Source organism: Candidatus Pantoea symbiotica (assembly GCF_056491525.1).
Genome location: NZ_JBSZHR010000002.1, coordinates 1,299,213 through 1,312,993 on the forward strand (window position 1 = coordinate 1,299,213; position 13,781 = coordinate 1,312,993).

The 13,781-nt window shown below is 55.6% G+C and carries 15 protein-coding genes; 12 read left to right on the forward strand and 3 right to left on the reverse strand.

What is annotated here, in order from left to right; translation table 11 throughout:
- Positions 1–1,405: 1,405 nt before the first annotated feature.
- The 3 genes from ACXIZX_RS06570 to ACXIZX_RS06580 form a co-directional block, all read right to left on the reverse strand.
- Positions 1,406–1,576: a hypothetical protein gene (locus tag ACXIZX_RS06570; protein ID WP_008102314.1), complete on the reverse strand. Its 171-nt coding sequence runs from the start codon at positions 1,574–1,576 to the stop codon at positions 1,406–1,408.
- Positions 1,577–1,742: 166 nt separating this feature from the next.
- A complete protein-coding gene (locus ACXIZX_RS06575) occupies positions 1,743–3,242 on the reverse strand; it encodes a SulP family inorganic anion transporter (RefSeq protein WP_479403815.1) in 1,500 nt (499 codons plus the stop codon).
- 151 nt (positions 3,243–3,393) lie between these two features.
- Positions 3,394–3,651 (reverse strand): biofilm/acid-resistance regulator YmgB/AriR, encoded by a 258-nt coding sequence (locus ACXIZX_RS06580; RefSeq protein ID WP_008102310.1) that lies wholly within the window; start codon positions 3,649–3,651, stop codon positions 3,394–3,396.
- A 485-nt stretch (positions 3,652–4,136) separates the two neighbouring features.
- Here ACXIZX_RS06580 and ACXIZX_RS06585 point away from each other — a divergent pair, with 485 nt between their 5' ends.
- From ACXIZX_RS06585 to ACXIZX_RS06640, 12 genes are all read left to right on the forward strand, one after another.
- Positions 4,137–4,568: a MarR family winged helix-turn-helix transcriptional regulator gene (locus ACXIZX_RS06585; RefSeq protein ID WP_008102308.1), complete on the forward strand. Its 432-nt coding sequence runs from the start codon at positions 4,137–4,139 to the stop codon at positions 4,566–4,568.
- A gap of 2 nt (positions 4,569–4,570) precedes the next feature.
- Positions 4,571–6,238 (forward strand): MFS transporter, encoded by a 1,668-nt coding sequence (locus ACXIZX_RS06590; protein WP_008102306.1) that lies wholly within the window; start codon positions 4,571–4,573, stop codon positions 6,236–6,238.
- Complete coding sequence (locus tag ACXIZX_RS06595) at positions 6,235–7,326, forward strand: HlyD family secretion protein (RefSeq protein ID WP_479403816.1); 1,092 nt, start codon at positions 6,235–6,237, stop codon at positions 7,324–7,326. The genes ACXIZX_RS06590 and ACXIZX_RS06595 overlap by 4 nt, the downstream gene beginning before the upstream one ends.
- Positions 7,323–8,693: an efflux transporter outer membrane subunit gene (locus ACXIZX_RS06600; RefSeq protein WP_479403817.1), complete on the forward strand. Its 1,371-nt coding sequence runs from the start codon at positions 7,323–7,325 to the stop codon at positions 8,691–8,693. Before ACXIZX_RS06595 ends, ACXIZX_RS06600 begins: the two co-directional genes overlap by 4 nt.
- Before the next feature lie 235 nt (positions 8,694–8,928).
- A complete protein-coding gene (locus ACXIZX_RS06605) occupies positions 8,929–9,318 on the forward strand; it encodes a hypothetical protein (protein WP_479404852.1) in 390 nt (129 codons plus the stop codon).
- 189 nt (positions 9,319–9,507) lie between these two features.
- Positions 9,508–10,245 carry a beta-ketoacyl synthase chain length factor gene (locus ACXIZX_RS06610; RefSeq protein ID WP_479403818.1) on the forward strand — a complete coding sequence of 246 codons (738 nt, stop codon included), beginning with the start codon at positions 9,508–9,510 and terminating at the stop codon, positions 10,243–10,245.
- Entirely contained in the window at positions 10,235–11,032 is a 798-nt protein-coding gene (locus ACXIZX_RS06615; RefSeq protein ID WP_008102296.1) for a lysophospholipid acyltransferase family protein, read from the forward strand. Before ACXIZX_RS06610 ends, ACXIZX_RS06615 begins: the two co-directional genes overlap by 11 nt.
- Before the next feature lie 3 nt (positions 11,033–11,035).
- Entirely contained in the window at positions 11,036–11,293 is a 258-nt protein-coding gene (locus ACXIZX_RS06620) for a phosphopantetheine-binding protein (protein WP_007887282.1), read from the forward strand.
- A gap of 11 nt (positions 11,294–11,304) precedes the next feature.
- Positions 11,305–11,559: an acyl carrier protein gene (locus tag ACXIZX_RS06625; RefSeq protein ID WP_008102294.1), complete on the forward strand. Its 255-nt coding sequence runs from the start codon at positions 11,305–11,307 to the stop codon at positions 11,557–11,559.
- Positions 11,560–11,563: 4 nt separating this feature from the next.
- Entirely contained in the window at positions 11,564–12,118 is a 555-nt protein-coding gene (locus ACXIZX_RS06630) for a COG4648 family protein (protein WP_479403819.1), read from the forward strand.
- Positions 12,115–13,443: an AMP-binding protein gene (locus tag ACXIZX_RS06635; protein WP_479403820.1), complete on the forward strand. Its 1,329-nt coding sequence runs from the start codon at positions 12,115–12,117 to the stop codon at positions 13,441–13,443. Before ACXIZX_RS06630 ends, ACXIZX_RS06635 begins: the two co-directional genes overlap by 4 nt.
- Positions 13,430–13,777, forward strand: a complete 348-nt coding sequence (locus ACXIZX_RS06640; protein WP_479403821.1) for an ApeI family dehydratase — start codon at positions 13,430–13,432, stop codon at positions 13,775–13,777. Before ACXIZX_RS06635 ends, ACXIZX_RS06640 begins: the two co-directional genes overlap by 14 nt.
- The last annotated feature ends 4 nt before the right edge of the window (positions 13,778–13,781 follow it).

Consider the following 13,781-nt stretch of genomic DNA (forward strand, 5'->3'; position numbering starts at 1 on the left):
TCCTTGCAGTTAATGTACGATATTTATAGGATGTTTTTAAGAAGAACTCCATCGGCATTAGATCTACTAGAGAGCACTATAAATTGTCAAATAATATTTATGAAATCAAGATATGATTTTACAGTTTATTTAGTGTCATATTTACATTTGATCTTCTCAACTTAGATTCTTGTGCCGCGATACTAATGACGAACTTATTAGCAATGTAAGGGCACCATCATGGAAGCGTTTTCTTTAAGACATTTCACCACTGTCCTCCGTTAGGACGAAGCCGGTTTTTAAGCCAGGGAGCCCTGCCGCAAGCATGCTATTTACGGCGCTACCATCTGCACCTTGAGCAAGAAGTTTGGATGCATAGAAGTACCTAAGGTGATATGGCTTAAGTCACTTCAAGAAGGAGAACTGCCACCTCAAGATAATCCTCGTCAAAGCCATGCTGGATAACGAGGCGCTTGAGATGGCTTTAGTTCGAATATTCTCAAGATAGACTATAAGTGCGGATGCCTTGTCTATCATTTGTAAGGTTAAGGGGCTGTCGCAGCTTTAACGCCTGTCTGCACTCTGGTAGATTTTTTTCACTGCCAACCTGCTGTTATAAAGAAAGATGTAGGATCGGCGACGCTCAGTTATTGGTGCGAATTACTAAGTTGGCGTTTGAACAACGGGGCTTGGATTATCGGTTGCAACGGGCCGCTACTGCGTTTGGAGAGCTTTCACGTTAATTAAAAACGAGGAACCCTTAACGGCTTTGGTGTAAAAGGTTGACGGCGTCATTAAGGGATTGGCAAATTATTGACTTCCGGTTCGGCACCCGGATATGGATGATTTCACAAAGGAGTGCCCGACGATCATAACCGCCGTTGGGATTTCTTTCGAACACGCATTACGCATTACGTAAAGCATTGCACTGTTTCGTGGCTATTTGGCGATGATAACAACCAGCATAGCCCTTGATTTACCTATCGTATGCTTGAAAAATGGGTTTGAGGCATTGTATGGAGCTACGTTTAATCCTGCTGTACAAGCCCACTCAAAACTGATTTATTTAGGGATTTAATAGCCGATTTTGTGATGAAATTCTGAATCCAAACAATTTCCTTTTAGGAGTGGATATGGTGATTATTGGTAACTATAAGCAGACGTTTAAACCTAAATAAAATTATTTATAGCGGCTGCAGATCATGTGTTTATCTTAAATACATGATTTATAACTCTTTGGGAAACTTTTAAATCCCTCGGCTTATGGCTGCGCGGGTTTAAGTCCCGCCCCGGGCACCATATTCGCAGTTGATAAAACGAATAAAATAAAGCAATAGGCAGTAATGTCGTAACCGCCTAAGGGCGGTTTTTTTGTTTTTATCTTTTACTAAAATCAATAAAAAACCCGGCAAAGCCGGGCAAATCATTACGATTGTGGTTGTCCCACCGGACCGGCACCTTCGCTGGCGCCTGGCACTGGTTGGTTACTTGGCGCATGTGGACGCCCATCGCCGCCGACCGCATCACTTTTGTGCATACAGCCCGCCAGCGAGACCAACGTTAACGTCACCAATGCTGCTTTTGCTAAAACTTTCATCTATTGCTCCTCATAAATGAGCGATTGAGTAACCAATCTCAAAGAGATCAAAGGATTGACCTTGAGGTAAGCAAAGTCAGTAACAGCACATTACGCAAGCGAAGCGCGGTGATAAGCATAAAAAACGCCGGGTTTCCGGCGTTTTTCGTCTCAATCCTAATAATTGCTATCCCAGGTTCCCACTCAGCCGCTCGCGGAAATCGCTGCTGCGGTTATCCAGCCCGATAAAGGTAACTTTCGCGCCATGGCGCTGATAGCGATATTCGATGGCATCAAGGGCCGCCACGCTGGATGCGTCCCAAATCTGCGCATGGGTTAAATCGATAGTGACAGATTTAGGATCGTGGCCGTAATTGAAGTGCTCAAACAAATCATTGCTGCTACCGAAGAACAGCGGGCCGCGCACGATGTAATTGACCTGTTGCCCATCGTCGCTCAAGTGGCGTTCAGCGTGAATCACATGGGCGATGCGGCGTGCAAACAGCATCATTGCCAGAATTACACCAACCAGTACGCCAATCGCCAGGTTGCCGGTCCACACGGTGACCGCCACCGTCAGCACCATTACAAAGGTTTCAGACCACGGCATGCGTTTCAACGTTGCCGGTTGCAGGCTGTGCCAGTTCACGGTTTTCACCGCCACCACCATCATAATGCCCGCCAGCACCACCATTGGGATCTGCGCCATAATCTGGCTCAGTCCTGTCACTAATAACAGCAGCACGATACCCGCCGCGATAGTCGAAACACGCGTACGTGCTTTGCCCAGCTCGACGTTAACGATGGTTTGACCAATCATCGCGCAACCGGCGATGCCGCCATAAAAGCCCGCCAGAATGTTGCCAACGCCCAAAGCCCAGGATTCGCGGCGTTTACCGGAAGGCGTATCAGTGAGGTCATCCACCAGTTTGGCGGTCAGCAGCGATTCCATCAGGCCAACAAAGGCGATGCTCAAGGCGGTTGGCCAGATGATTTGCAGGGTGTGCAGATTGATTGGCACCAATAAGGTGGTGAAGCCAGGCAGACCAGCAGTCATTGGCCCTTCATCGCCGACGTTTGGTACACGATAACCCAGCAGCAACGCGACAGCCGTCACCACCACAATGGCGACCAGCGGTGATGGGACGCTGTTCAGCACTTTCGGCAGCAGCAGCACAATCGCCAACGTCACGGCAAACAGAGCCCACACCAAAGTGGATTGCCCCCAAACGTGCGGGACTTGCGCAAAGAAGATCAGGATGCCGAGGGCGTTGACGAAGCCGATCATCACCGAGCGCGGGATATAGCGCATCATGCGCGACAGTCCAGCAAGGCCAAAGATAATCTGGATAACGCCGCCCATAATCACTGCCGGAAGAATGTATTCGACGCCGTGCGCATGCACCATCGGGCCGATCACCAGCGCCACCGAGCCGGCTGCAGCGGTGACCATCGCCGGACGGCCGCCCAGAATCGACAGCGTCAGGCACAGCACCACCGAGGCCACAAGGCTGACTTTGGGATCGACACCGGCAATCACGGAGAAGGAGATCACTTCAGGGATCAGCGCCAGCGCGGTAATAATGCCGGCCAGACACTCGCGGGTTAGCAGGGCAGGCGAACGTAATACGCGCCCCACGGTGATATCGCTCTCCACCGTAGTGGTGCGCTCAGTTGGTTGGCTCATAGATTGTGCAGGCTCTTTTATTATTGTGCGCATACCGTCGCGGTACGGCAGTAACCAGTTAGAATTTTCGAGAGAGGATGTTACCGGGCAAAGAGATTAGACGCTAGCGCGTTGGGGCAGGTGAGGGTGATTCCATCCCTGGAATCCGGCTTTAGACCGCGAGATCGTCAGGTGTTTTATTCACAACCAATTCAAGCAGGTGGCGATAAATATCCAGCTGAATCACATCGCTTTCCATCTCAAGACGGTTAATCAGCGATGCAATAATCGCTTTATTGGAAACCGGCATACCGGCTTGCAGGATTTCGGCGATGATCTGCCCGAAAACTTCCATCTCACTGCTGTCGCTGTTACCGGCCAGTTTGAAGTAGTCAGCGATGGCAGCGCTACTGTTTGCGGCGTTTTGCATATGTGAAGCCCTTAAGATCGGCCTGATGGCAATGTGCCTTCAGCTCCATGATGAAAAAACGTGCACGCGGACAGGCGCGCACCACCCAACTCATCAACCAACGCAAAAAGACACCTCTGAAGGTGGAAATCCACAACACCTTCAGAGGCGACGCAAAGTGCATCATTCGTTACGGAGCCATCAGCTGGCTCGCGGGATGTAAACTTATACAATCCGGAGTAACTTGTACAACAAGGATCTTAAGCAATTTGTGCTAATGTATATTTAACAATAAGTTATAATTTGTAATGTTTTCTAAAATCTATACAAACCTATGCAGGAACAGCAAAAATTTCCGCGAGTTGTACAACTGAGACAGAAAGCTGGAGATTTTTTTGCCGCGCCAACTACGTTTGCTGATGTAAGCAAGGTTTTCATTGGGGAGCGGCTTCGCCTATAATAACGCTCCCGTTTAGTTAGATACCTAACCATTAGGCCACTACGTTTTGAGCGACTATCCGCAACCCTTTTCTCGTTTGCTGCATCTCACCGCGCACGCGTGGCGTTTGGCCGTTGATCGTCGCCTCAAAGAGAGCGGATTAAGTATGAGCAGCTGGATGGCGATTGCCAGCGTTGCTACCGCCGCCGAGCCGCCAACGCAAAAAGCCCTGGCGCAATTGCTCGGTCTGGAAGAGGCCAGCGTCGTGCCCTTGGTCGATCGTTTGGTGAAGCAGCAGCTGTTGGCGCGCGTGCAGCCGCCGGAAGATCGCCGCAAGCGCCTGCTGATTTTGACGGAGCAAGGCAGCGTGGCCTTTGCCGAAGTGAAAACCCAGGCCGATGCGCTACGTGCGCAGTTGCTGGCGGATATCGATCCCGAATCGCTGGCGATAACGGAACAGGTGCTGAAACAACTGCTGGCGCGTCTGGGAAGTGTTTAACCGTGGCGAAACGTAATCCTTATGCTCCACGCGAATGGCTGCCACATGAAAAGCCGATGCTGCCGGGCTCGCCCTCAACGCCGCTGCATTCGCCCTCGAAGCGCATCGCGTTTGGCATCATCGGCTTACTGATCTCAATTACCGGCGCGTTGAGTAACGCGCTGGTCTCAGCCAACCTCACCAATCTGCAAGGCACCTTTGGCGCCTATAGCAATGAGATCGCCTGGCTGCCTGCGGTGTATGTGATGGGCAACATTTCCATCAACCTGCTGTTGGTGAAGTTCCGCCAGCAGTTTGGTCTGCGGCTGTTCACTGAAGCGTTTCTGGTGCTGTATGTGATCGTGGCGTTTTTCCACCTGCTGGCCAACGATCTCAGCTCGGCCATCATTGTGCGCACCGCGCACGGCATGGTTGGTGCGGCGCTCAGTTCGCTCGGCATCTATTACCAGATTCAGGCGTGGCCCGCGAAGCATCGGCTTAAAGCCCTGGTGATTGGTATTACCGCGTCGCAGCTGGCGATTCCGCTGGCTAGATTGTTCTCCACCGAACTGCTGCAGCTGCAAGAGTGGCGCGGTTTGTACCTGTTTGAACTCGGTCTGGCGCTGATCTCGCTGGGCTGCGTGCTGGTGGTGAAACTGCCGCCCGGCGACCGCATTAAAGCGTTTGAAAAGATGGATTTCCTCACCTTTATGCTGATGGCGCCGGGCATGGCGCTGTTGTGTGCGGTGCTGTCGCTGGGACGCATCGAATGGTGGTTCAGCACGCCGTGGCTCGGTGTGGCATTGGCGCTGGCGCTGGTATTGATCGTGGCGGCGATCGTCGTCGAGCACAATCGCAAGAATCCGTTGATCAACACGCGCTGGCTGAGTAACGGCATGATTGTGCGGCTCGGCATAGTGATGATCATGATGCGTATTCTGCTGGCTGAACAAAACACCGGTGCGGTCGGCTTCCTGCAGCAACTCGGTTTACTCAACGATCAGATGCGCGGTCTGGCGTTAGCGATCATCGCCGGGGTAATTTGCGGCATGATCGCCAGCGCGTTAACCATCAAACCTACGCATCTGAGCTGGCCGATTGTCGCGTCATTGGTGGTGATGATCGTCGCCTCACTCATGGATGCGCAATCCAGCCCGCTGACGCGTGCCAACAATCTCTACTTTAGCCAGTTTTTACTCGGCTTCGGCAGCGCCTTCTTCCTCGGGCCCGCCATGCTGCTGGGGATTGGCGGCGTGGTGACGCAGCCGAAAAACCTGGTGAGCTTCTCGGTGCTGTTTGGCATGAGCCAGAACTTAGGCGGCTTGATCGGCGCAGCCATTCTCGGCACGTTCCAGACGTGGCGCGAAAAGTATCACTCCAGCCTATTGGGCGATCAGCTGTCGCAGCTTGATCCCAACGTTACCGAACGCCTCAGCCAGTACAGTTCGCTGTTCAGCAGCCAGTTGCCGGATAGCGTGCTGCTCAGCGCGCAAAGCAGCAGCCAGCTGCAAATTGTGGCGACACTGCAAGCCAACGTGCTGGCCTATAACGACACCTATCTTCTTACCGCCGCGCTGGCCTTCATCACCTTAATCTGGGTGCTGTATCGCCTGACGCGTTTACGCTATATCAACTGGCGTCAGACCAAAATGAATGCGGCACAACCAGTAACCCCGACGGAGAATTCATGAGCCAACAGGACGACATTCAGGCGGCAGAGCGCGAGCGCACCAACCGCCGACGCATTCTTTCCATCGCCGCTGGCAGCGGCATTGTTATCGTCGGCGTGCTGGTGATTCTGTATGCCTGGCAGCTGTGGCCGTTCACCAGCACCGTTCAGTCGACGGAAAACGCTTACGTGCGCGGCCAGGTGACCTTTATTAGCCCGCAGGTGAATGGCTATCTGACTGAAGTTAACGTGGTGGATTTGCAGCCGGTGACCAAAGGCCAGCTGCTGATGACCATCGACGATCGTATTTACCGTCAGCGCGTGCATCAGGCGCAGGCGCAGCTGGATATGAAAATCGCCGCGCAGAACAATAACCAGCAGCAGCGTAAAAGTGCTGAAGCCAACATTCTCAGCAACAAAGCCGCGCTGGAGAATGCCAAAGCGCAGGCGCTGAAAAGCAGCCTCGATCTCAAACGTGTAGAAAATCTGGCGGCTGACGGTTCGCTGTCGGTACGTGAACGCGATGCCGCGCGCGCGGCCAATGCCCAGGCACAGGCGCAGTTGCGTCAGGCGGATGCGCAGGTCGCCGTTTCACAACAGAATCTGCAAACCGTGGTGGTAAACAAGGCTTCACTGCAAGGCGATGTCGCCAGTGCGCAGGCGGCGTTAGAGCTGGCAAACATCGACCTGGCGAATACACGCATTATCGCACCGGACAGCGGCCAGCTCGGTCAGCTGTCGGTGCGTAAAGGCACCTATGTTACCGCTGGCACGCGTTTGACTTCGGTGGTGCCGGAAAACAAATGGATCATCGCCAATTTCAAAGAAACCCAGCTGGCGCGCGTGCGTCCCGGTTTGCCAGTGAACATCCGCGTTGATGCGCTGGACGGTAAGCATTATGACGGTCGCGTCGAGTTTATCTCGCCTGCCGCCGGTTCAGAATTCAGCGCTATCTCGCCGGATAACGCCACCGGCAACTTTGTGAAAATTGCCCAGCGTATTCCGGTGCGCATCAAAATTCTTAACGACGATCTGCACGCACTGCGCCCCGGCATGTCGGTGGAAGTGAGCATTGATACCGCCGCTGAACCGCACAAGGATGCGCCATGAAGCGCTTACTGTTAGCCACGTGCGTGGCATTAATGGTGGGCGGCTGTGCGACGGAAGTGGAAAAAGCGCCGTCATCGTTGCCGATTCCCGATAGCTGGCGTCAGCAGGTCGGCCCACATGCGCTGCCTGAAGCGCAGTGGTGGCAGAACTTTGGCGATGCCGATCTCAATCGCCTTGTCACGCAGGCGTTGCAGCACAACAGCGATATTCTCTCGGCGCGTTCACGCGTCGATCAATACCGTGCCGAATTACGTGCCGCGCAGGGCGATAATTTCCCGACGCTGTCGGCGGGCGTTGCGGCCACGCATCAGCGTGCGCTGTCGGCGGCGACCGGTCAGCCGTATGAAAATGCGGTATTTCAGGGATTGCTGCAGGCCAACTATGAGGTGGATTTATGGGGCAGCCGCAGCAACAGCATTCGCGCCGCGCAAGCTTCGCTGGATGCGCAGCGTGCCGCGGCGTCTGCCGCTGAGCTCACCGTTGCCAGTTCGGTGGCATCGGGCTATCTCAGCTTGTGCGCACTTGATGAGCAGTTACGCGTCACTGAAGCGACGTTAGCAACGCGCGAAAACTCGCTCAATCTGGCGCAGCGTCAGTTTGAAACCGGCTACACCTCGCGTCTGGAATGGATGCAGGCCGCCTCGGAATATCAAACCGCCAAAGCGCAGATCCCGCAGCTGCAGCATCAGATCGAGCAGCAGGAGAACGCGCTCAGCGTGCTGGTGGGCATGAACCCGCGTGAAATTGCGCGCAGTAGCCAGTTCGACCACATCAAACCGCAAACCTTGCCATCGCTGCTGCCGTCGCAGTTGCTGAATCGCCGGCCGGATATCGTGCAGGCGCAGCGCCAGCTGCTGGCCGCCGACGCGTCACTGGCATCATCCCAGGCCAAATTATTGCCGTCGCTCAATCTCACCGCCAGCGGCACCTTGCAAAGCGGCGAACTGCATCAGCTGTTGGACTATCCATTCCGTTTGTGGAGCATCGGCGGCAGCATTCTGGCACCGCTGCTGAATCGCGAAGCGCTGACTGCTCAGGTTGATGTGGCGATGGCGACGCGCAATCAGGCGCTTTATGGCTATGAGAAAGTGGTACGCAATGCCTTCTCCGATGTGGATAACGCGCTGGATGCCATTCGCCGCAGTCAGGAGCAGCTTGAAGAGTTGCAGAAGCAGGAAGGTTATGTGGCGGAAGCGTATCGCATTGCGCATAACCGCTATCAAAACGGTTACGCCTCTTATCTGGATGAGCTGGACGCCCAGCGCACGCTGTTCAGCACTCAGCTCAATATCGTATCAGTGAAAAATACGCTGCTGCTGGCACAAATCGATCTTTATCGTTCGCTCGGTGGCGGCTGGCAGGGTTAAACATCATGCAACAAGGCCATTTTTCGGTAGAAATTCCGCCGTAAGAGGGCCTGTGGATAGTTTTAAATCGGCATTAAACGATTCTTAAGTGATTCATGCTTATTTTTACTTGTCTTTACAAATAATGTTATTATCCGCCCGCTTTACACAGTCTGAACGGAACAGTGTTGGTAAGTTTTACCAGCGCGGTCGCTCACTGAGGCGGCTTGCAAAGACAGGGGAAGAAAAGGAAATGATGAATAAGAAAATCGGTTTTGCTTTGTTAGTATCTGCGGTCCTGTTAACCGGCTGCGCGCCACGTACCGCGCCGATCGAGAATGTTAGCCAGACCGTGGGTCAAAGCTACTCAGATGATCAAATGAAGCAGGCGATCATCCAGTCAGGTGCCGCTAACCATTGGGTGATGACGCCAGCCGGTCCTGGCGTGATGAATGGTCACCTGGCCGAGCGCGGACATACCGCAGATATTCGCGTGAATTACACCGCGAACAGCTATCAAATCCAGTATGTCAGCAGCCAGAATCTGAAAGCCGGTAGCGGTCAGATTCACCGTAATTACAACCGCTGGATTCAGAACCTGAGTCAGGGCATCCAAACGCGTCTGGCGGTCGAAGCCGCTAAATAAGCGCGAAGCGTGATTGCTGACATAATGTTGTAAAGTTAGCCGACACGCTGCCGAAATAGAAACAGGCGGGCCATGTGCCCGCCTTGTTAATCGGCGACATCCGCATGGGATGACGGGTATTGAGAGCAAGGAAGGGATGCCGCGCAGCGAAAATCTGACCATCCCTGAGGCTGAAGAAAGAATACAGGTATGAAACTCGCTTACTCCCTTGTTGACTGGCACGCCATCGCGCCGGGCAACAGCACCGCAGAAGAGTGGCAACGTTGGGCGCAACAGGCACCGGCGTTAGATGCCACGCAACCTATCGCGAAACCCCAATTTTTGCCGATGATGACCGCGCGTCGTCTCAGCCCAGGCAGCCGTGCAGCGGTTGAGTGCGGGCTGGCGCTAGTGGCGCGGCAAAGCGTGGACGCCATCGTCTTCACCAGTCGCCACGGCGAACTGGAACGCAATCTGCGCATTCTTACCGCGCTGGCGGAACAGCAAGCGCTGTCGCCGACCGATTTCGCCATGTCGGTCCACAACTCTGCGGTAGGCAGTTTGACCATCGCCGCGCGTCAGCCGCTGGTTTCATCCTCGATTTCGGCCGGTATCGATAGCTTCCAGCAAGGATTGATTGAAGTAGCGACGCTACATCAGGCGGGTTACGCGCAGGTGCTGCTGGTGGATTTTGACGGCGTGGTGCCGGATTACTATCGGCCGTGGCTGCCGGAAATCGATCGCTTTAATGCGCCTTACGCGGTGGCGCTGCTGCTGCGCGCGGGCGAGGCGTGGCGCTGCGAAGCGCAGGCGGGCAAACCCACTGAGCCGCATGACGTTCTGCCGCAAAGTCTGCAATTCCTGGCGGCGATGCTGCGCAACACGGCAGGTTTTAGCGTGGCTGGCGAACGCCATCAATGGCATTGGGAGCGTCAGCATGGTGGATAATTCGCTGGCGCAGGCGCGTCCTGGTTTCAACTATTACTGGCGGCTGGTGATGACCGCCGTCAGCTTCACGCTGTTCAGCGTGGGCGGCCTGCTGCTATCGCTGATCTGGTTCAATCTGCTGTTACTGGTACAGCGCGATGGCCTGCGCCGTCGCCACATCGCCCGCAGCAGCATTGCGTGGAGCTTCCGCTGCTTCTTGCGTTTCTGCCGTTTTGTCGGCGTGTACGATTACCAGATCATTGGCGCAGAACAGCTGCGGCAGGATCGCGGCTGCCTGATCGTCGCCAACCATCCGTCATTGATCGATTACGTGATGATCGCGTCGGTGCTGCCGGAGATGGATTGCCTGGTAAAAGCCGAGCTGCAGCACAACATTTTCTTCCGTGGCGTGATTCGCGCCGCCGATTACCTGATTAACAGCGAAGCCGATACGCTGCTGCCGGACAGCCAACAGCGTCTGGCGCGCGGCGATACCATCCTGATTTTCCCGGAAGGTACGCGCACGCGTTATGGCGAGCCGCTGAAGTTACAGCGCGGAGCTGCCAACATTGCGGTGCGCGCTGGCTGCGATCTGCGCGTGGTACACATTAGCTGCACCGAGCGCATGCTCGATAAGCAAAGCCGCTGGTATCAGATTCCGCTGGTTAAACCGATTTTTACTGTACGCGTACAATCGCGTATTGCTAGCCACGCCTTTAGTGAAGCCGAAGAGGATGCGCAGCCGCTGGCCGCACGTCGTCTGACGCGTCATCTGCAACAGGCGCTGGTGCCTGACGAGACCAACTAAGTTATGCAAGTACTGATTAACGACATCAAACAGATGATTATCGACACGCTGAATCTGGAAGATATCAGCCCTGACGACATCGAAACCGACGCGCCACTGTTTGGCGAGGGGCTGGGCCTCGATTCAATCGATGCGCTGGAGCTGGGACTGGCGGTGAAAAATCGCTTCGGCGTACAGCTCTCAGCCGAGAGCGAAACGCTGCGCGCGCACTTTTTTTCCGTGGCTACACTGGCCGCGTTTGTTGAACAACAGCAAGCCTGAGAACAGCCAACATGATGAACAAAAACGAGATTTACCAGGAAGTGGCTTCGTTGCTCACCTCGCTGTTTGAAATTGAGCCGGAGGATATTCGTCCGGACGCTCGCCTGTATGAAGACCTCGAGCTGGATAGCATCGATGCGGTGGATATGGTGGTGCATCTGCAAAAGCGTACCGGCCGTAAGATCAAACCGGAAACCTTCCGCGCGGTGCGTACCGTGCAGGACGTGGTGGATGCCGTCGACCAACTGATGCGCGACGAAGCCTGATCGTATGCTGCTGCGGCTGCTAAACGGCGTGGCGCTGCTGGCGTGGCCGTTTCTGGTGTGGTTAACCATCACCCAGCCACAGTGGCGCGGCGTGACGGCTCTGCTGGCGCTGCTGTTTGTGCTGCGCGTCTGGACGCTGCGCCGTGCCGCCGGGCCGATGGCGCGCGTGATGCTGCTGCTGGCGCTGGTCGGCAGCGCGTTATGCCTCGCCAGCCTGCTGCTGCGATCGCAACATCTGCTGTTGTGGTATCCGCTGGTGGTCAATGCGCTGATGCTGCTGCTGTTTGGCGCGTCATTGTGGAGCCCAATGCCGCTGGTGGAGCGGCTGGCGCGGCTGCGCGAACCGGATCTGCCGCCGCGCGCGGTGCATTATACCCGCCGCGTGACGCAAGTGTGGTGCGGCTTTTTCATCTTCAACGGCAGCGTGGCGTTGCTCACCTGCCTGCTCAATGATGTCACGCTTTGGACACTCTGGAATGGGTGCATCAGCTATTTGCTGATGGGCACGCTGATGGGCGGCGAATGGCTGCTGCGTCAGCGCATAAGGAAACAGGCATGAACCTACATAGCCTTCGCGACTGGCTCAGCGCGCCGGATCGCATTGTGGCCTGGCACGGCCAACAACAATATACGCTGCACACTTTGCGTCAGCAGGTGCAGGCGCTGGTTGATCGGCTGCAAAATCAGCCCGGCCAATATTGGGCGCTGTGTTTTGACAACAGTTATGCCTTCACCGCCGCGCTGCTGGCGCTGTGGCACGCCGGTAAAACGCCGGTGATCCCCGGGCACTGTCGCGCGGCCCAGCTGGAAGAGATGGCCGACAGCCTCGATGGTGTGATCAGCGATATGCCGTTGGCGGTCTCGCTGCCGCAGCTGCGCTGGGATGGCGCGTTGGCGAGCGACGCATTACCGCCGATCGCCGCCGACGCCACGATGGTGCTGTTCACGTCCGGTTCGACCGGCACGCCGCGTCGCGTGGTGAAATCGCTGCGCGCGCTGGATCTCGAAGCCCGCTGGCTCAACACCTTGTGGGGCACACGCTTACGTGATTGCCATGTGATTGCCTCCGTCAGCCATCAACATCTGTATGGCCTGAGTTTTCGTATCGTGCTGCCGATGGCGCTGGGTTTACCCTTCGCCGCGCAGCAAATTTTCTACAGCGAACAGCTGGCCGACCAATCAGCCGATCGTCGCTACGCGTTTATTAGCAGCCCGGCGTTTTTACGTCGTCTCGATCCTGCGCTGGCCGGGCCGCGCTGTGAGCTGATCGTCTCCGCCGGTGGCGCGTTGCCGTGGACGGCGGCGCAGCATGCGCAACAGGCGCTGAGCTGCACGGTTGATGAAATTTATGGCAGCACTGAAACCGGTGTGATTGGCTGGCGCTGCGCCAGCAAGGAGAACGCACTGTGGCACTGTTTCCCGCAAATTACCTTGCGTGAGCAGGAAGCCGGACGCTGGCGGGTGTTTTCCGCTTTGCTGGAAACTGATGCCGGTTGCGCGCTCGACGATCGTATCGTGCAGCAGCCGTCCGGCCAGTTTCAGTTGGCGGGACGGCAGGATCGCGTGGTGAAGATTGAAGATAAGCGCGTCTCGCTAAGTGAAATTGAACGCCGCCTGCTGGCGTTGCCCGGCGTAGACGATGCCGCCGCGCTGGCGATTCAGCGTCACGGTCGTCACGCGATTGGCGTGGTGCTGGCGCTGCCTGAGATGCTGGATGCGGCGGCGCTGCATCAGCTAAAAATGGAGTGGAAACGCGCGCTGCAACCCTGGCTGGAGCCGGTGGCGATGCCGCGCTACTGGCGCGTGGTGACAACCATTCCTGTCACCGCACAGAGTAAACGCGCCTGGCCACAAATTGAGGAGTTGTTTGATGTTGCCGGTTGAACTGCATGCCGAACAGCAGGGCGATGCACTGACATTGCGCCTGCACGTTGCCGCCGATCTGTTTTGGTTTCGCGGCCATTTCCCTACGCTGCCGATTTTGCCGGGCGTGGCGCAGCTCGACTGGGCGCTGCATTACGGCCTGACGCGTTTAGCTGTCGGGAAATCCTTTGCCGCCATCGACAATATTAAGTTCCAGCAGCCGGTGCCGCCGGATGCCGAACTGCAATTACAGCTGCAGTGGCAGGCAGATAAATCGCTGCTCAGTTTCAGCTACAGCCTGATCAATGGCGACGTAGCGACGATCGCCAGCAGCGGGAAGATCAGCCTGTGTTAAGCCC